The organism is Pararhizobium sp. O133 (genome assembly GCF_051669845.1).
In the GTDB taxonomy this organism is placed as follows: domain Bacteria; phylum Pseudomonadota; class Alphaproteobacteria; order Rhizobiales; family Rhizobiaceae; genus Pararhizobium.
In genome coordinates this window covers 4,017,770-4,036,175 of the sequence record NZ_CP196426.1, presented here as the reverse complement: position 1 = coordinate 4,036,175, position 18,406 = coordinate 4,017,770, and the positions used below count along the sequence as shown (strand labels likewise).

The following is an 18,406-nucleotide window of genomic DNA, read 5'->3' as shown; positions in this document are numbered from 1 at the left end:
CCGTTGAACGGGGCGAGTCTCCCGCCGCACGGTTTTCGATCGTGCGGAGAGGGCACCATTTACTGAAGGGATTGGCCATGGCACGCATCATCGAAACGGCGACCGGTTTGGAGGCATTGACCTTCGACGACGTTCTTCTGCAACCGGGACATTCCGAAGTGATGCCGGGGCAGACCAACATCGCCACCCGCATTGCTCAGGACATCGACCTCAACCTGCCGATCCTTTCCTCCGCCATGGACACCGTCACCGAGGGTCGCCTGGCGATCGCCATGGCGCAGGCCGGCGGCATCGGCGTCATCCACCGCAACCTGACCCCGATCGAACAGGCCGAACAGGTTCGCCAGGTCAAGAAGTTCGAAAGCGGCATGGTCGTCAACCCGGTGACAATCGGTCCCGATGCCACGCTTGCCGACGCGCTGGCGCTGATGAAGATGTATTCGATCTCCGGCATCCCGGTCGTCGAAAATGCCACCGGCTCGGTGCCGGGCCGTCTCGTCGGCATCCTGACGAACCGCGACGTCCGTTTCGCGTCGGATCCGAACCAGAAGATCTATGAACTGATGACCAGGGAAAACCTGATCACGGTCAGCGAGAATGTCGATCAGCAGGAAGCCAAGCGCCTTCTGCACACACACCGGATCGAAAAGCTGCTGGTTGTCGATGGCGACCGTCGCTGCATCGGCCTGATCACGGTCAAGGATATCGAAAAGTCGCAGCTGAACCCGAATGCCTCGAAGGATGCCCAGGGGCGTCTGCGCGCCGCCGCCGCCATCAGCGTCGGCGATGACGGTATCGAACGGGCCGAGCGTCTGATCGATGCCGGCGTCGACCTCATCGTCGTCGATACCGCGCATGGCCATTCGCAGCGCGTTCTCGATGCCGTCACCAAGGTCAAGACCATGTCGAACTCGGTTCGCATCATGGCCGGCAACGTCGCCACCGCCGATGGCACCAAGGCGCTGATCGATGCGGGCGCCGATGCCGTCAAGGTCGGTATCGGTCCGGGCTCCATCTGCACCACCCGCATCGTTGCCGGTGTCGGCGTGCCGCAGCTTGCGGCCATCATGTCGGCGGTCGAAGCGGCGCAGGCAGCCAACATTCCGGTCATCGCCGATGGCGGCATCAAGTTCTCCGGCGACCTCGCCAAGGCCATTGCTGCCGGCGCGTCGGCCTGCATGATCGGTTCGCTGCTCGCCGGAACGGACGAAAGCCCGGGCGAGGTTTTCCTCTATCAGGGCCGCTCGTTCAAGGCCTATCGTGGCATGGGTTCCGTCGGCGCCATGGCGCGTGGCTCGGCAGACCGCTACTTCCAGGCGGAAGTGCGCGACACGCTGAAGCTGGTGCCGGAAGGCATCGAAGGCCAGGTGCCGTACAAGGGTCCGGTATCGGGCGTGCTGCATCAGCTCGCCGGCGGTCTGAAGGCCTCGATGGGGTATGTTGGGGGCGCCACCATCAAGGACTTCCAGGAACGCGCCACCTTCGTGCGCATTTCCGGTGCCGGCCTGCGCGAAAGCCATGCCCATGACGTGACGATCACGCGCGAAAGCCCGAATTATCCCGGCTCGATGTAAGCGACAATTCAAGTCTGAAATTTCAAAGGCGGCGAGGGTAACTTCGCCGCCTCTCGTTTTTCTGAACGTCCGGCGATCCGTAAGGCAGCAAGGTCGAAAGTGCTGGATTTGGAGCGTCGCTGCCATACATGAACTTGGGTTCGAATCGACGGAGTCTTCATGCCCACATCGACTGCAATCTTCTGGCCCGTCATCGCGCAGGTCATGCTCGTGTTTTGCATCTATCTTCTGATGATGCGGCGTAGATTCGGCGCCGTGCGGGCGGGTACTGCAAAGGCGCATGACTACAAGATTCCGACGATCGAGCCGTCGCCGAGCGCCACCGTCGCGCGCAACCTGATCAACCAGTTCGAACTGCCGCTGCTCTTCTATCTGGTTTGCGTGCTTCTCTACGTGACGGCCGGCGTCAGCCAGGCGGTCGTCATCATCGCCTGGCTGTTCGTGCTCAGCCGCCTGGCCCATGCCTATGTGCATGTCACCTCGAACCGACTGATGGTCCGCCAGCGGCTGTTCGTTGTCGGCTTCGTCCTCAATTTCGTGCTGTGGATGTTTTTCGCCGCGCATCTTGCCATGATGTGACCGCGATCCGTCGTCACATTCTGTTGCATTGCGCAGTGCACAAAGCTGGATTATCATCCGCGCCAAAGATAGGAAATTGATGCCGCTTGTTACCGGCAAGCATCTGAAATGAATACATTATAACTTCTTATCGTCTTTCCGCATTACCAAAACTTAATCTGCGAAAACGGAACGCGACATCCCACCCGGGTATTGTATGTTCGCAAACGCAGCATTCCAGGGGTAAGCATCCGGTGAGCACAATTCCGACAGAAAAGACCGTGCTGGTATTTCAGGGCGGCGGCGCTCTCGGCGCCTATCAGGCCGGCGCCTACGAGGCGCTGCACGAGGCCGGTATCCGGCCGGACTGGCTGGCAGGCATTTCGATCGGCGCGATCAATTCGGCGATCATCGCCGGAAGCCCCGTCGAGCATCGTGTCGACAATCTGCGCACGTTCTGGCATCGCGTGTCCTCGGGCTTACCGGGCCATTTCTTCGGCAATGGCGACGTGATGCGCAAATGGTTCAACGAATCCGCCGCCATGCTGGGCTCGCTGACCGGCGTACCAGGTTTCTTCACGCCGCGGGCCTTTGCGCCCTGGAATATTCCCGGCGATCCGATGGCCGCGATCAGCCTTTATGATACGGCGCCGTTGCAGGAGACGCTGGCCGGCCTGATTGACTTCGACCTGCTGAACTCCGGCGCTATCCGGCTGAGCCTCGGCGCCGTTGACGTGATGAGCGGCAATTTCAACTATTTCGACAATCGGCACAGCGAGTTCACGACACGGCACATCGCCGCGTCCGGCGCGTTACCGCCGGGCTTTGCACCGGTCGAGATCGATGGCCGCTATTATTGGGATGGCGGCATCGTCTCCAACACGCCGCTGCAACGCATTCTCGGCGGCGAGGAACTGGAAAGCGACCTGTGCATCTTCCAGGTCGATCTGTTCAGTGCCAAGGGATCTCTGCCCAAGGACCTTTTCGATGTCGATGCTCGCGAGAAGGAAATCCGCTTTTCCAGCCGCACGCGCCTCAACACCGACCAGTTCCGCAAGCTGCAAACCATCCGCATGGCGGCCAAGCGGCTGATGGAGAAACTGCCGGATGAGCTGAAGGACGATCCGGATGCGCGGCTGCTTGAAAAGATCGGCAATGATTCCGCCGTCACCATGGTGCATCTGATCTATCGGCATGCGGCCTATGAGGGCGGCTCGAAGGACTACGAGTTCTCGCGGCTTTCCGTTGAGGAGCACTGGAAGGCCGGGCATGACGACGTGGTCCACACGCTGACCCATCCGGACTGGCAGGGCCGCACGCGTCCGATCAACGGGATCCGCGTCTTCGACCTCTGTGAAAAGCATGAGCGGGTCAACAGGGCATGACCATCGTCGCGACAAGGTACTGCTTGAAGTCAAATCCGCCATCCATATTCTCTCGGACCTGACGCTGGGCCTCGGCGAAGTGGTCCATGATTATCTTGCAAAATGAGGAGTTAGAACCATGAAACTCAAGGACAAGGTCTGCATCGTTACCGGCTCGGCCAGCGGCATTGGTCAGGCGATCGCCAAGAAGTATGTCTCGGAAGGCGCAAAGGTCGTGATCGCCGACCTGAAGCTCGACGCGGCCGAAGCGACAGCGAAGGATTTGACGGCCGCCGGCCCGGGCGAGGCCATCGGCGTCGCCATGGACGTCACCAGCGAAGAGGCCGTCAATGCCGGCGTTGCATCCGTCGTTGAAAAGTGGGGCAGGGTGGACGTGCTCGTCTCCAATGCCGGCATCCAGATCGTCAACAAGATTGAGGACTATGCCTTTTCCGACTGGAAGAAGATGCTGGCCATCCATCTCGACGGCGCCTTTCTGACGACCAAGGCCTGCATTCCGCACATGAAGGCGCAAAAGGGCGGCGCGATTATCTATATGGGCTCGGTGCATTCGCATGAGGCCTCGCCGCTCAAATCCGCCTATGTCACTGCCAAGCACGGCCTGCTCGGTCTTGCCCGGGTCGTTGCCAAGGAAGGCGGGCCGGACGGCGTGCGCGCCAATGTTATCTGCCCCGGCTTCGTCAAGACCCCCCTGGTCGAAAAGCAGATCCCGGAACAGGCCGTGAGGCTTGGGATTTCCGAAGAAGAAGTGGTCAAGAAGATGATGCTTGGCGGCACGGTCGATACCGAGTTCACCACTGTCGAGGATGTCGCCGAAGTGGCGCTGCTGTTTGCCGGCTTCGAGACCAACGCGCTGACCGGCCAGTCGCTCGTCGTCAGCCACGGCTGGTACATGCAATAGGCTGGTGCCGTGATCCGGTCGTCGTCCTCACGGCCGGATCACGTTTACGTCAAGTTAACGGTTGCGCCGTTGCCTCCGGCTCGCCGTGCCGCAATTCTGTTGGTCCGGTCCCCAGCGATCTGCCTTACGTTCAGCATTGCCCGCCACCATCATACGCGCGCCGTAACGACTACGCGATGCGCGGCAACCCGGAGGAACAACAATGGACAAGCCCGTCATCACCCAGGCGATGATCAACGCCTACGACGAATATACCCATCTTTCCCTCGACCGTCGCGGCTTCATGCAGAAGCTCTCCATCCTGACAGGCTCGGCCGCAAGCGCCGCGGCGATCGCACCGCTGCTTGCCGCCAACAGCGCCCAGGCCGAAATCATCCCGGAAGCCGACCCGCGCGTGAAGGCGGAGGACATCACCTATCCCGGCGCCGGCGGCGACATGAAGGGCTATCTGGTGCGTCCCGCCGATGCCGCCGGCAAGCTGCCTGCCGTCATCGTCATCCACGAGAACCGTGGCCTCAACCCGCATATCAAGGACGTCGCCCGCCGCATGGCGCTGGAGGGCTTTGTGGCACTGGCACCGGATTTCCTGTCTCCCGCCGGCGGCACGCCGTCCGACGAAGACAAGGCGCGCGAAATGATCGGCGCTCTGGATGGCAAGCAGACCGTCGAGAATGCCGTTGCGACCGTCACCTTTCTTGACGGGCACGATGCGGCCACCGGCAAGGCCGGCGCCATCGGCTTCTGCTGGGGCGGCGGCATGGTCAACAAGCTCGCCGTCGCGTCGCCCGACCTGAAGGCCGGCGTCGCCTATTACGGCGCCCAGCCGCCGGCCGAGGACGTGCCGAAGATCAAGGCGGCGCTTCTCCTGCACTATGCCGGTCTCGACGATCGCATCAATGCCGGCATCGATGCCTACAAGAAGGCATTGACCGACGCCGGCAAGGATTTCACCATCCAGATCTACGATGGCGTCAACCACGCCTTCAACAATGACACCTCCGCCGCCCGCTACGACAAGACCGCCGCCGATCTCGCCTGGGGCCGGACGGTCGAGTTCCTGAAGGCGAAGGTGGTGTGAGAATTGTCCGATACATCTGAATTCGCGGTCTCACCCCCCTCTGTCGGCTACGCCGACATCTCCCCCACAAGGGGGGAGATGAGCCGCTGACTCCGCGCTCACTCTATGGAGCAGAGATTTCCGAGTATGACGGTCAGGAGCGCAAATCGTAGGCGGTCAATCTCCCCCTTGTGGGGGAGATGTCACGGAGTGACAAAGGGGGTAAAGCTCCGCATGCTCGATTGCCAGTCACCCCAACAACTCCCCCGCAGCCTCCTGCACCAAGGCCGCCAGCGCCTGCTGGTCACTGTCGCGGCCGCTGCGGTTGCGCCAGATGAGGCCGATCTGGCGGGAGGGTTGCGGTTCGGCGAAGGGGACGATGCGCATACGGTTGCGGGTTCGCTCGTCCTTGACGGCGATTTCCGGGATGAGCGTGATGCCCATGCCATGGCTGACCATCTGCAACAGCGTTGCCATCGATGTTGCACCATAATTGGCAACGCTGCGGCCCGCATTCGTGCCGCAGACGGCAAGCGCCTGGTCGCGCAGGCAATGACCTTCCTCGAGAAGCAGCAGCCGGTCCATGTCCACCTGCGCTTCCGTCATCGGCGAGACCAGCACTGTGTTTTCGTCCTCGGCGCTGGCGATCAGGAAGCGGTCCACGAACAGCGGGCGCGACCGCAGGCTGTCGTCTCCATGCGGCAGCGCGACGATGGCGCAATCGAGCTTGCCGTGCTTGACGTCATCGACGCAGCCGGTCGTCAGCAATTCGCGCAGCTCCACGTCCAGTTTGGGATAACGCTGTCGCATCATCGGAATGAGTTTGGGCACGAGATAGGGCGCGACGGTGGGGATAATTCCCAGCCGGAGGCGGCCTTCAAGCACACCGGTCGCTTGGCGAGCGCGATCATGCAGCGCATCGACGGACAGCAGGATGGCGCGAATGTCCGGCAGCAGTGCCTCTCCCTGCCGGGTCAGGAGTGCGCCGTTGCGGTTGCGTTCGATCACCTTGACGTCGAGGTGTCGCTCCATTTCGGCGATCTGAGTGGATAGGGCCGGCTGACTGACATTGACCATTTCGGCCGCCCGTCCAAAATGCCGGGTTGTCGCCAGAGCATCAAAATAGCGCATTTGCCGCAGGGTGATCATGATAAGTTTATCCTATCGATATTTGCATTAAATACAATTGGAAATTATGGAACATTTAGACGATGTTGCGGCGAACCCCATCTAATTGCGCATCAACAGGAGGCAAACATGGACGCCAAAGTCGAGAAAACGGGCAAGTGTCCGGTCATGCACGGCTCGCTCACCAGCAATGCGGGCGAAGGCACGTCGAACCGGGAATGGTGGCCCAACCAGCTCAACCTGAAGATCCTGCACCAGAACTCGGCCCTGTCCGATCCGTTCGGCGCGGCCTTCAACTATGCAGAAGCGTTCAAGACGCTCGATCTCGCCGCCGTCAAGCAGGACATCTTCGCCCTGATGACGGATTCGCAGGAATGGTGGCCTGCCGATTTCGGCCATTACGGCCCGTTCTTCATCCGCATGGCCTGGCACAGCGCCGGCACGTACCGCACGGGCGATGGCCGCGGGGGCGCTTCGTCGGGCACGCAGCGTTTCGCGCCGCTCAACAGCTGGCCGGATAACGTCAACCTCGACAAGGCCCGCCGCCTGCTCTGGCCGATCAAGCAGAAATACGGCAACAAGCTCTCTTGGGCCGACCTTTTGATCCTCACCGGCAATTGCGCGCTGGAATCCATGGGCTTCAAGACCTTCGGTTTCGCCGGCGGTCGCCCCGACGTCTGGGAGCCGGAAGAAGACATCTACTGGGGCGCCGAGCGCACTTGGCTCGACGACAAGCGCTACAGCGGCGAGCGTGATCTCGAAAACCCGCTGGCCGCCGTGCAGATGGGCCTGATCTACGTCAATCCGGAAGGCCCGAACGGCAATCCCGACCCAATTGCCTCGGCCCGCGACATCCGCGAAACCTTCGGCCGCATGGCGATGAACGATGAGGAAACCGTGGCGCTGATCGCCGGCGGCCATACTTTCGGCAAGACCCATGGCGCCGGTGATGCGGCGCATGTCGGCCCGGAGCCGGAAGGTGCCGATATCGAACAGCAGGGTCTCGGCTGGGCCAGCAGCTACGGCAGCGGCCGTGGTGGCGACACCATCTCCAGCGGTCTCGAAGTCACCTGGACCTCGACCCCGACGAAATGGAGCAACAACTTCTTCTGGAACCTGTTCGGCTATGAATGGGAGCTGACGAAGAGCCCGGCCGGTGCGCATCAGTGGACGCCGAAGCATGGCATGGGTGCCGGTTCCGTGCCGGATGCGCATGACGCCTCGAAGCGCCACGCACCCTCCATGCTGACGAGTGACATCGCGCTCCGCGCCGATCCGGCCTACGAGAAAATCTCCCGCCGGTTCTACGAAAACCCGGACCAGTTCGCCGATGCCTTTGCCCGCGCCTGGTTCAAGCTGACCCACCGCGACATGGGTCCGAAGGCCCGTTATCTCGGTCCGGAAGTCCCGAGCGAAGACCTGATCTGGCAGGATCCGATCCCGGCCATCAATCATGTCCTGGTCGATGACGCCGACATCGCCTCGCTGAAGGAAAAGATCCTTGCCTCCGGCCTGTCGGTCTCGCAGCTGGTTTCCACCGCCTGGGCGTCCGCCTCGACCTTCCGTGGTTCCGACAAGCGCGGCGGTGCCAACGGCGCCCGCATCCGTCTTGCTCCGCAGCGTCATTGGGAAGCAAACCAGCCTGACCAACTCGGCACGGTGCTTGTCGCGCTCGAAGCGATCCAGGCCGCTTTCAACGATGCCCAGTCCGGCGCAAAGACGATTTCGATCGCCGACTTGATCGTGCTCGGCGGTGTCGCAGCCGTCGAAAAGGCAGCGAAGGACGCTGGCCACGACGTCTCGGTTCCCTTCACGCCGGGTCGCACGGACGCTACGCAGGAACAGACCGATGTCGAATCTTTCTCGGTGCTCGAGCCGGTTGCGGAAGGCTTCCGCAACTATCAGAAGACCAGCTTCACGGTTTCGCCCGAGGAACTGCTGATCGACAAGGCTCAGCTCCTGACGCTGACCGCGCCGGAAATGACGGTGCTCGTCGGTGGCCTTCGTGCCCTGAATGCCAATGTCGGCCAGTCGCAGCACGGCGTCTTCACCAAGCGTCCGGAGATGTTGACGAACGACTTCTTCGTCAACCTGCTCGACATGGCCACGGTATGGAAGGCTGCCTCAGTGGACAAGGACGTCTTCGAAGGCCGTGACCGCAAGACCGGTGAGGTCAAGTGGACCGCCACCCGTGTCGATCTCGTCTTCGGCTCGAATTCGCAGCTGCGCGCCCTTGCCGAAGTCTACGGCCAGAGCGACGCCGGCGAAAAGTTCGTCCGCGACTTCGTCGCGGCCTGGACCAAGATCATGAATGCGGATCGGTTCGACCTGAACTGATCGAATAACGACAATCGAAACGGCCGCTGCCGGAAACGGTGGCGGCCGTTTGTGTTTGTTTGGCTTAACGAATTGAGGCTCCCGATACTCCGGGTAGTGAGCAGGGCTATCGCATATGGAGTAAAGACCCCTCTGGCCTGTCGGCCATCTCCCCCACAAGGGGGGAGAGACCCAGCCGCCGGCCCTCATTTCAAACGATGGACGGAGCGGCGGGTTAAGCCCCTCCCCCTTGTGGGGAGGGGTTGGGGAGGGGGAATGTTTCATATGCGATGGCCCTGGGGTAATGAGAGGGCCAATTCCGCAGCCAGAAGCGGCCTCATTGAAAGATCAGCTTTCGTCGGCTGTTTTCATGCAATCTGCAGATAAGACCAAAAATGGTTCACCGTCTCATCTTGGGTTCGGTCATGCCTTCGGCTATGAGTTCCCTGCGCTGGCGATCAAGCCATTGCGATTATTAACTATTTTTATGACGATAAGCTAATGCAGGGCGTCCATGCGGGCGCATTTGGCCATACGGCAATACAATCTGCGTAAAGCAGAGCCGCGCCCATTCAATCGAAAGAGCGCGGCTTTTTATTTGCCACGATGAGCGGCTTACCAGCCCGGCAGCATATGGCTCTGGCGCAGGCGCGGATAGCGCGGGAAGCTCTTGATGTCACCGTCGAGATCGTCGCCCGCGCTGTTCGGGGTGATGTTATCGAGGCAAGCGGTGATGTGGTTGGTGATCGCGTTCGACAGGGACGGCGACAGGCCCGGCCGCTTCATGATGCCGATCTGCACCGGAGCGAGCGCCGGAAAGCCGTCCGCCTGGCTCAGCACCTTCATGCCCGTGCGCAAAGCCGATTCCGGCAGGACCGAAACCGCCATGCCGGCGAGAACCGCCGCCGCGACGACGGTCGATGACCAACTGGTGAACAGGATATTGTATTCCTTGCCGGTCGCATCGAGCGCCGAGCAGGCCGCCTGGCGCCATTGGCAATCGCGTTTTCCCACGGCAAGTGGCACGGGCGCGTTTTCCGGCAGTGGATGATTGATCGAGCTGACCCAGCAGAGCGGCTCGGTGCGCACGACATCGGAGGCGCGGGCGCGCGGATTGTGCGTCACCAGAGCGATGTCGAGCTCGCCTTTCGCCATCTTCTCGGCCAGATCGACCGAGGGCTCGCAGACGATGTTCAGTTCGACATTCGGATGCGTCTTGGCGAAACGGACGATGATTTCCGGCATGTAGCGGTCGGCATAGTCGTCGGGCGTGCCGATCCGCAGCATGCCTTCCAGCCGGTTATCGTCGAAGGAGGCGATCGCCTCGTTGTTCAGCCGGATCATCCGGCGGGCGAAGTTCAGGAGCCGGTCACCCTCCGCCGTCAGCCGGTTGCCGCGCCCGTCCTTGGCGAAAAGCTGCTTGCCGATCCGTTCTTCCAGGCGTCGCATCTGCATCGAAACGGCCGACTGGGTCTTGAAGACCCGATCCGCCGCCTTGGTGAAGCTGCCGGTGTCGGCAATGGCCACGAATGTCTGCAATTGGTCGATATCGAGAGGTGCGGCCATGGCCCAGGTCCTTCAGGAGAGTACCTATAAAATTGTTTGATGAATATCATTAGAAACATTCGTTGGACTGATCAATAAGGATTTGCGAATTTGTACCTGCAAAACGCATCAACCAACCGGCCCCGCACTACAAGGCGCCGACCGGATCACCATCAAAGTTTCGACCCGCCCCCCGCGCTGACCTCCCTGCGGGGATGGGTCGCTTCGTGCCAAAAAGAAGGAGAAAGTATCATGCGCACGACCGATTCCACCCTCGATCTCACCCTGACCGGGAAGCTGACCGCCGCATCCCGTCTGACGGGGCTGACGGGCGGGATGAAGACGGTCTGGCGCCTGCTGCGTAACCGAAACGCCATCGGCCGTCTGGACGATCTCGACGATCATCAGTTGCTCGACATGGGGCTCTGCCGCCATGAGGTGCGCGAAGCCCTGACATCGTCCTTCTTCGAAGATCCGGGCCGACACCTGACGGCAGCTTCTCGCAACCGTGCGAATATTTTCTACAGGAATGCGCGCAAAGATTGACGTATTCCCTCGCTGCAGTATGGTGTCGGGCGACCGGAACACCTGCAGCTTCCAAGTTTTGTTGCGCTCCTCATGCGTCGAAAGACGCGCCGCGCAACAGGGACGCGCAGCCGCCTCTGCGCGTTACCGTTCCCCGCAGGGTTGAGCCAATATGCCCTGCTGCTTGCCCGGTGCGCGGTCCCAAGCCCGCACCGGGCTTTTTCGTTTTGGACGCCTGAAGGGACCCTTCAAATCAGCACGAAATCCGCCGAGGTCAGACCGGAATTGACGCCGGACGTGTTGTCGATGACGGCGAATTTGATCGCCCCATAGGTCCCGGCGGAGCCGTCGCGATCGTAGAAGAGTTCGCCGGTCGTGCGATTGTAGATGATCCTGTCGCTGGAATCGACCGCGCCGCTGCCCAACTCCTTGAAGGCGGCCGAAACGATCGTGCCATTGGGGTTTTTCGCGATGTTGACGAAAATCGAGTCTTCCAGCCGGATGGTGTCGTCCAGCCGGACATAGTCGTTGATCGTGTCGACATTGGTGTTGGCGTTCAGGGCCGTGTTGAAGACGAAGTAGTCCTTTCCGCCGCCGCCGGTCAGAAGGTCGTTGCCGGTCGCGCCGTTCAACACGTCATTGCCGGCGCCGGCAAGAATCCTGTTGGCGGTGGAATCCGAACCGGTCAGGTTGTCGGAATGGGCGCTGCCCTCAATGTTCTCGATCGAATTATAAGTGTCCCCCTTGGCCTCGCCGGTATTGGCAGCCGGGCCCTTCAGGTTGACCACGACACCGGCGGTTGCTGCCGTATAGGAGGCTGTGTCGGAACCGGTTCCGCCGGACAGATAATCCGCGCCCGCGCCACCGGTCAGCGTATCGTTGCCCTCCTGTCCGCTGAGCGTGTCATTGCCGGCGCGGCCATCCAGCGTGTCATTGCCTTTGCCGCCGTAGATCACGTTGGAAGAACTGTTGGCAAACAAGGTGTCGTTGAAATCGGAGCCGATCAGGCGCTCGATCGAATTGTAGCGATCGCCGGCGGCCTCGCCGAGATTGTTGGCCGGGGTGACGAGATCGGCGGTCACGGCGGCGGCCGCAGTGCTGTAGGAAGCCAGATCGACGCCGGTTCCACCGCTCAGGTAATCGGCGCCTATGCCGCCTTCCAGCGTATCATTGCCCGCCATGCCATAGAGGAAGTCGTCGCCATCGAGCCCCTGCACCGTAGCCCCCTCGATACGGCTGGTCAGCACGTCCTTGCCGCTGGTGCCCTGGATCGGGCTGGTGCGCGGATCGAAGATGGTCAGCAGGATATCCCTGTCGCCGCCACTATCGGCGGTGAAGGTTGCGACGAAGCGACCGTCGTCGAGCAGTGAGAACTGCATCTGCGAGGGATTGCCGGTCGTCGCCAGCGTGAACTCGGTGCCGACTTCCTGGCCGGACGCATTGTAGCGTTGGCCTTCCAGGCTGTGCGCCGTGCCGTCGCTCCAGCCAAGCACGAAACCGCCATCGGAAAGCGCCGTCACGGTCGGTGCGCTGCCGATGCCGGATGTTTCGCGCAGGATCTCAACGCCGGCCACGCCGGGTGCGGAAAAATAACGGGCGACTGCACCGGGCGCGCCGGGGCCAGCATCGGAATCCGTCCAGGCGATGACGAAGCCGCCATTCGGCAGCGTCGCGATGACCGGCTTGGCCACCGTGCCGAGGTCGGTGCTGGCCACGAGCTTCTGGGTCAGCACGCCGGCGCCTGTGCGCACGGAATACCAGATCTGGGTATAATCGGTCCCGGCGCCGATGGTCAGATCGCGCTCATAGGCGACGATCAGGCTGCCGTTCGAAAGCACGGCGAGGTCAGCCGCGCGGGTGGCTTCCGCCGTCGTCTCGAAATTGATCAGCGTGCCCGCAGCTTGGTTGGCAAGGATATGGCCGACAATATTCGAGGCGGCGCCATTGTCGCTCTGCTCGTAAACGATCGCAGCATCGCCATTGGCCAGCGCGACGATCGACGGTGCGCGCTCATCGACTCCAGGCGGACCCGCAAAGTTCTGCCGAAGGTCGATATTGTGGCTGAAGCTGCCATCGGCGTTGTAATAGTCGATGTTGATGTTTTCGCCGTCGCCGATCGGAACGGCGTCCGTCGTCTGATAGGCGACGGCAAAACTGCCGTCATCGAAAGAGATGATGTCCGGAGCCTGCTGGTTGTCGTCATTGTAGATGAAGCCGGCGGTGAATTCGTTGCCGACCGGGCGTCCCTGCGCGTCGAAGATCTGGCCGAGCACTTCGAGGCCCGGAAAGCCGAATAGACCGCCGGAATCATCGACCCAGACGACAAGGAAGCGACCATTGGCGAGGGCTACGATCTTGGCGCCGTTTTGCGTTTCACCATAGACCCCATCATCGGTTGTGTTCACCTGGAAGCCGGACTTCCACAGCGTGGGCGTCGTCGTCATGATCATCCCCTTTTAATATAGCCTGCTCGCCGCCTCAATTTGCTGAGAATCTACCGCTGCTACGCTCTGTCGTCGGGCAAATGCGGTCGTGTCATGCGCAAGCAGTTTACGAGCGGCTTCGCTCCCGCATTTGCGCGAATTCATGTCGAATACTGGTAGAGAATATGAATTAATCTTGCCGGTATATCGGATTTTGTCAATCGGAGGTCGTAATATCAGGCAGGTGGAATATTAAGTTTAATTACTTCGACGTATTCTTCCGATAAGTCTCGAACAGCCCGTCGATGCTTTTCTGATATTCCTTCTGCGCTTCCAGCCCGCTGTCGAACATGCTGTTGAACATGTCGGTGAAGGGCGCCATGGGGTTCTTGTCCGCCGGCTTCTTTTCAGGCTCGGGCTTCGCATTGGTGCCGGCGCCCATCATGTCCTGAAAAGCCTTGACGAACGGGTTGCCGGCAAACAGGTCCGGCGCGGTCGGCTGCTTGTCTTCCGGCTTGCCCATGCTGAAAAAGCCCTGCATCGCCTGGGTGAAGGGATTGTCGAATGGATTGGGCGCCGGCTCCGGTTTCCTGGCGAAGCCGGAGGCCTCGAGCCAGGGCTTCATCATCGCTTCCATCGGCGTGTTGGCAAACGGGTTTGCCATTCCGGGCATCTGGCCAGACGCCTGCTTGAACAGGCCGCCCATGATCGCGCTGGCGAAGACCGGCAGCATCTGCTTGTAGATTTCCTGGCCGATGCCGGTCATCTGAGCCGCCTGAGCGGCCACCGCCCGCGACATTTCCTTGGAGCCGAAAAGCTGGCCGAGGATGCCGTTGCCGTCGGCCATGCCCTGCGGTGTGAAGGCCTTGCTCATGTCCTCGAAATATTGCGCGTGGTTGCCGCTCGACATCGCGGTGAGGAAGGCGCCGAAATCATAAGGGTTGGTGGTGTTGCGCTTGAGCGCCGTGGAGAAGGCCGGCATCAGTGCCGCCGTTGCCTTGGCCATCTGTTCCTGGGCAAGGCCGAACTGCTTGGCCATCACGTCCATGGCGTTGCCGTTCTGCGCCTGCATCATCATGTCAAAAAGCGGGATCATATCCAGTTCTCTCCTGCAGGCGAAACGACGCATGTCGTTGCACTATAACGAGGAAATGACAGGTGGGAACCGGTTTTTACGGGGCCGGACTAGTATTGGTAGTCGGTAAAGACCGGATCGACCGAACCGTTCCAGCGCCCGTTGTAAAGGGCGAGCAAATCCTCGGCAAGCGTCGCCTTCTTGGCGAGAACCTCGTCGAGAGGCGCGAGGAAGATGCTCTCGTCGATCTCGTCGCCGTTCAGGCGGTTGCGGTTCTTCAGGCCAAGGCGGGAAATCGACAGCACTTCGCGGGCAAGGTCGAACAAGGACTTGCCATTGTGCGTGGCCCTGAGACCCTCAACTGGGACGACATTGCGCATGGCAAGCGTGTCCTCGTAGGTCCAGCCGCGGGTGAGGTCTTCCGCTGCCGCGAGCGCTTCGTCGTCATAGAGAAGGCCAACCCAGAAGGCCGGCAGCGCACAGATTCGGCGCCAGGGACCGCCGTCGGCGCCGCGCATTTCGAGGAAACGCTTGAGGCGTACGTCCGGAAAGAGCGTGGAGAGGTGGTTGGTCCAGTCGCCCATATTGGGTTCCCACTCAGCCAGCTCGCCTTTCAGCGCGCCATTCATGAACTGGCGGAAGGTGACGTGGGTGCAGTCGTGATACCTGCCGTCGCGGACGACGAAATACATCGGCACGTCGAGCGCCCATTTGACATAGTCCTCGAAGCCGAAATCGGCGTCGAAGACCGCGGGCAGGACGCCGGCGCGCTGATTGTCGGTGTCGCGCCAGATGTTGCCGCGCCAGGAGAGCAGACCGTTCGGCTTGCCGTCGGTGAAGGGGGAGCTTGCAAACAGCGCCGTCGAGAGCGGCTGCAGCTTGAGCGACACCTGCATCTTGCGGCGCATGTCTTCTTCCGAGGAGAAGTCGAGGTTCACCTGGATCGTGCAGGTGCGATACATCATGTCGAGGCCCTGCGTGCCGACCTTCGGCATATAGCGGCTCATGATGTCGTAGCGGGATTTCGGCATGCGCGGGGTTTCCGCCAGCGTCCATTTCGGGCTGCCGCCGATGCCGAGGAAGCGGATGCCGAGCGGTTCGGCGATCTCGCGCAGCACGGCAAGATGCTGGTTCGATTCCTTGCAGGTCTGGTGGAGGTTTTCGAGCGGCGCGCCGGACAGTTCGAACTGGCCGCCTGGCTCCAGCGAAATCGCGCCCTGTCCCGACTGTTCGGCAAGGCCGATGATGTTGCCGGCGTCGATGATCGGCTCCCAGCCGGTCTTTTCCGCCATGCCGTTCAGAAGCGCCGAAATGCTGGCCTCGCCGAAATAGGAAACCGGGCTGTTGTCGGCCTTGAAGAAGGCGAACTTCTCGTGCTCCGTGCCGATGCGGAACCTGTCCTTCGGCTTGTTGCCCTCGGCCAGATATTCGGTCAGTTCTGCGACGGAGCTAACCGGCGTCTGGTCGGTGGTATCTCTGGCCATGGGCGTCTTCTTTTGAACGGGCTTAAACCTGCCGGACGGCAGAATTCAGGAGGGTGATTGAACCGGTTTCACGTGTGGTGCAAGTGAAATTCTTTCAAGTCCGGTTCAATTTTTCAACACCTTGCAGTCGCGAAAATGTCGCAACTGCTATCGCCAGTCGCCGATGGCTGCCTGGATCACGGCCATGGCCGCGACGGCTGCGGTGTCGGCGCGCAGGATGCGCGGTCCAAGCGGGATCGCGGTGACGAAATCGAGACTGCGCAACAGGCTGCGTTCCGTATCCGAGAAGCCGCCTTCCGGGCCGATCAGCAGGGCATGCTTGCGTTCCTTGATACCGGCAAGCACCGGCAGCGGATTCTGGCCGGCATCCCCCTCGTCGCAAAAGATGATCCGACGGTCGACCGGCCAGTTTTCCAGCACATCTTCCAGCCTGCGCTGTTCGGCCACGCCGGGAATGCCGAGCACGCCGCATTGTTCGGCCGCCTCGATCACATTGGCGCGGACGCGGTCGAGATTGGTGATCTTGCCCTGCACATGCTGGGTCATCACCGGCTGCAGCAGGCCAGCACCCATTTCGACGGCCTTCTGCACGAGATAATCCAGCCGACCGACCTTCAGGGGCGCGAAAAGATAGTGGAGATCGCAAGGGGCTGGCTGTGGCCGTGTCTGCTCAACCGTGGTCAGAAACAGCCGTTTCTTCGTCGGAAAGGACAGTTCCGCGCGCCACTCGCCGTCACGGCCATTAAAGACCAAAACTGCATCGCCGGCCTCGAAGCGCAGCACGTTGACGAGATAGTTGAACTGTTCCTTCGAGGCCTCGTAGATCGTGCCCTCAGCAAGCGGCACATCGACAAACAGCCGCTGCATGCGAAAATTGGCGCGCATGGGATATGTCCTTAGATGAAGAGGGCGGCGAAGATGAAATAGACGACGGCCGAAAGCAAGGCCGAGACCGGGACGGTGATGACCCAGGCGCCGACGATCGTCATGAAATGCGAGCGCCGCACCAGACGGCGCCGATGGCTTTCCTCGGGGCTGTGTTTCACCCGCCGCTCGAAATCCATATGGCCGGTTTTCCTGCGGACATATTCGAGGCGACGGGTGGAATTGCGGGTATACCATTCGCGGAAGAAACCGATACCGAAGACCGCACCGACCGCCGTATGGGTGGTGGAGACAGGCAGGCCAAGCGATGTGGCGATCAGCACCGTGATGGCTGTCGCCAACGCCACGCAATAGGCGCGCATCGGGTTGAGCTTGGTGATCTCCTCGCCGACGACGCGGATGAGCTTGGGGCCGAACAGCAGCAGGCCGCAGGAAATGCCGAAGGCGCCGATCAGCATGACCCAGAGCGGAACATAGGTCGTCTTGACGATCGCCAGCCCGTTGACATTGGCGACGATCGCCGACAGCGGGCCGACGGCGTTGGAAACGTCGTTGGCGCCATGCGCGAAGGAGAGAAGCGCCGCCGACAGGATCAGCGGCATGCGAAACAGCTTGCGCAGGGACTGGTTGCGGTTTTCCAGGCCCCGGGCCTGCCGAACAACCCAGGGCCGGCTGACGAGAATGGTGACGGCTGCGACGGAGAGGCCGATCAGGATGCCGTTGGTCAGCGAGATATGGACGACCTTTTCCAGAGCGATGACAGCGAAATAGGCAGCGAAGGAGCCGGTCATCGCTGAGATCAGGAAGGGCGTCCAGAAGATGGCTGCCGTGATCTTGTCTTCACGGTAGATGATGAAGGTCTTGATGAAGGCCAGCAGAAGGGCGGCGATCCCTCCGCCGAGAATGGGTGATACCATCCAGCTTGCGGTAATCCCGGCAAGCGATGTCCAGTGGATCGCCGAGACACCGGCGGCGGCGACACCCGAGCCCAGGATACTGCCGATAATCGAGTGCGTGGTCGAGATCGGGGCGCCGGACCAGGTGGCGATGTTGATCCAGACGGCGGCGGAGACCAACGCCGCCATCATCACCCAGACGAAGGAGATACCGGTCGGCATCATTGCTGCGTCAACGATGCCGGCCTCGATGGTGGAAACCACCCGACCGCCGGCAAAAACGGCGCCGGCAATTTCGAAGACGGCGGCGATGACGAGCGCCATGGCCATGGTGATCGCCTTCGATCCCACGGCGGCGCCGACATTGTTGGTCACGTCGTTGGCGCCGATGTTCATGGCCATGTAGCCGGCGACGGCGGCGGCGGCGACGATGATCAGAAAGCCCGGTTCCTCGGAAACATAGGCGGCGGCGAGGATCATGCTGATCAGCATGAACAGCATTCCGAGCCCGATGCCCGCCCAGGGACGCAGCACATGGTTCGTCGCCTGCTCGTTGAGCGTCACCTTGTCGAGGTAATTGTCGAGGGTTGGCTTTTCGAGGCTCGGGAGCGGTTTCACCGTCTTTTCTCCATTCATGCAGGCGACGGGCTGTTC

Annotated in this window: 14 protein-coding genes and 1 pseudogene; 8 read left to right on the top strand and 7 right to left on the bottom strand. The window is 61.3% G+C overall.

The window, feature by feature from the left end:
• Positions 1-77: 77 nt before the first annotated feature.
• From guaB to ACST81_RS19490, 6 genes and pseudogenes are all read left to right on the top strand, one after another.
• Positions 78-1,574, top strand: coding sequence for an IMP dehydrogenase (guaB, locus tag ACST81_RS19515; protein WP_438749984.1), 1,497 nt, complete (start codon positions 78-80; stop codon positions 1,572-1,574).
• Between the two features lie 159 nt (positions 1,575-1,733).
• Positions 1,734-2,153 carry an MAPEG family protein gene (locus tag ACST81_RS19510; RefSeq protein ID WP_438749983.1) on the top strand — a complete coding sequence of 140 codons (420 nt, stop codon included), beginning with the start codon at positions 1,734-1,736 and terminating at the stop codon, positions 2,151-2,153.
• Positions 2,154-2,386: 233 nt separating this feature from the next.
• Positions 2,387-3,517 carry a DUF3734 domain-containing protein gene (locus ACST81_RS19505; RefSeq protein ID WP_438749981.1) on the top strand — a complete coding sequence of 377 codons (1,131 nt, stop codon included), beginning with the start codon at positions 2,387-2,389 and terminating at the stop codon, positions 3,515-3,517.
• Positions 3,518-3,527: 10 nt separating this feature from the next.
• Positions 3,528-3,623, top strand: a pseudogene (locus ACST81_RS19500) (acetoacetate decarboxylase); the annotation flags it as partial.
• Between the two features lie 12 nt (positions 3,624-3,635).
• Positions 3,636-4,418: a 3-hydroxybutyrate dehydrogenase gene (locus ACST81_RS19495; protein ID WP_438749979.1), complete on the top strand. Its 783-nt coding sequence runs from the start codon at positions 3,636-3,638 to the stop codon at positions 4,416-4,418.
• A gap of 202 nt (positions 4,419-4,620) precedes the next feature.
• Positions 4,621-5,496, top strand: coding sequence for a dienelactone hydrolase family protein (locus ACST81_RS19490; RefSeq protein ID WP_438749978.1), 876 nt, complete (start codon positions 4,621-4,623; stop codon positions 5,494-5,496).
• Between the two features lie 228 nt (positions 5,497-5,724).
• Here the strand turns inward: ACST81_RS19490 and ACST81_RS19485 are convergent, their stop codons facing one another.
• Positions 5,725-6,624: a LysR substrate-binding domain-containing protein gene (locus ACST81_RS19485; protein WP_438749976.1), complete on the bottom strand. Its 900-nt coding sequence runs from the start codon at positions 6,622-6,624 to the stop codon at positions 5,725-5,727.
• Between the two features lie 108 nt (positions 6,625-6,732).
• Between ACST81_RS19485 and katG the strand changes: the two genes are divergently transcribed.
• Positions 6,733-8,940, top strand: coding sequence for a catalase/peroxidase HPI (gene katG / locus ACST81_RS19480; protein WP_438749975.1), 2,208 nt, complete (start codon positions 6,733-6,735; stop codon positions 8,938-8,940).
• Between the two features lie 594 nt (positions 8,941-9,534).
• Here the strand turns inward: katG and ACST81_RS19475 are convergent.
• Positions 9,535-10,485 carry a LysR substrate-binding domain-containing protein gene (locus ACST81_RS19475; RefSeq protein WP_438749974.1) on the bottom strand — a complete coding sequence of 317 codons (951 nt, stop codon included), beginning with the start codon at positions 10,483-10,485 and terminating at the stop codon, positions 9,535-9,537.
• Positions 10,486-10,716: 231 nt separating this feature from the next.
• On the opposite strand from ACST81_RS19475, the gene ACST81_RS19470 reads away from it, so the two are divergent.
• A complete protein-coding gene (locus tag ACST81_RS19470) occupies positions 10,717-11,010 on the top strand; it encodes a DUF1127 domain-containing protein (RefSeq protein WP_438749972.1) in 294 nt (97 codons plus the stop codon).
• Between the two features lie 227 nt (positions 11,011-11,237).
• Here the strand turns inward: ACST81_RS19470 and ACST81_RS19465 are convergent, their stop codons facing one another.
• The 5 genes from ACST81_RS19465 to ACST81_RS19445 all read right to left on the bottom strand — a co-directional run bounded on the left by ACST81_RS19465 (position 11,238) and on the right by ACST81_RS19445 (position 18,388).
• The gene (locus ACST81_RS19465) at positions 11,238-13,433 is read right to left on the bottom strand and encodes a calcium-binding protein (RefSeq protein ID WP_438749970.1); all 2,196 of its coding nucleotides are present in this window, start codon (positions 13,431-13,433) and stop codon (positions 11,238-11,240) included.
• Positions 13,434-13,674: 241 nt separating this feature from the next.
• Entirely contained in the window at positions 13,675-14,508 is an 834-nt protein-coding gene (locus tag ACST81_RS19460; RefSeq protein WP_438749968.1) for a DUF937 domain-containing protein, read from the bottom strand.
• A gap of 89 nt (positions 14,509-14,597) precedes the next feature.
• Positions 14,598-15,971 (bottom strand): glutamate--cysteine ligase, encoded by a 1,374-nt coding sequence (locus tag ACST81_RS19455; RefSeq protein WP_438749967.1) that lies wholly within the window; start codon positions 15,969-15,971, stop codon positions 14,598-14,600.
• A 147-nt stretch (positions 15,972-16,118) separates the two neighbouring features.
• On the bottom strand, positions 16,119-16,856 hold the full coding sequence (locus ACST81_RS19450; RefSeq protein ID WP_438749966.1) for a 16S rRNA (uracil(1498)-N(3))-methyltransferase: 738 nt from the start codon (positions 16,854-16,856) through the stop codon (positions 16,119-16,121).
• An 11-nt stretch (positions 16,857-16,867) separates the two neighbouring features.
• Entirely contained in the window at positions 16,868-18,388 is a 1,521-nt protein-coding gene (locus ACST81_RS19445) for an inorganic phosphate transporter (RefSeq protein WP_438753698.1), read from the bottom strand.
• Positions 18,389-18,406 lie beyond the last annotated feature (18 nt).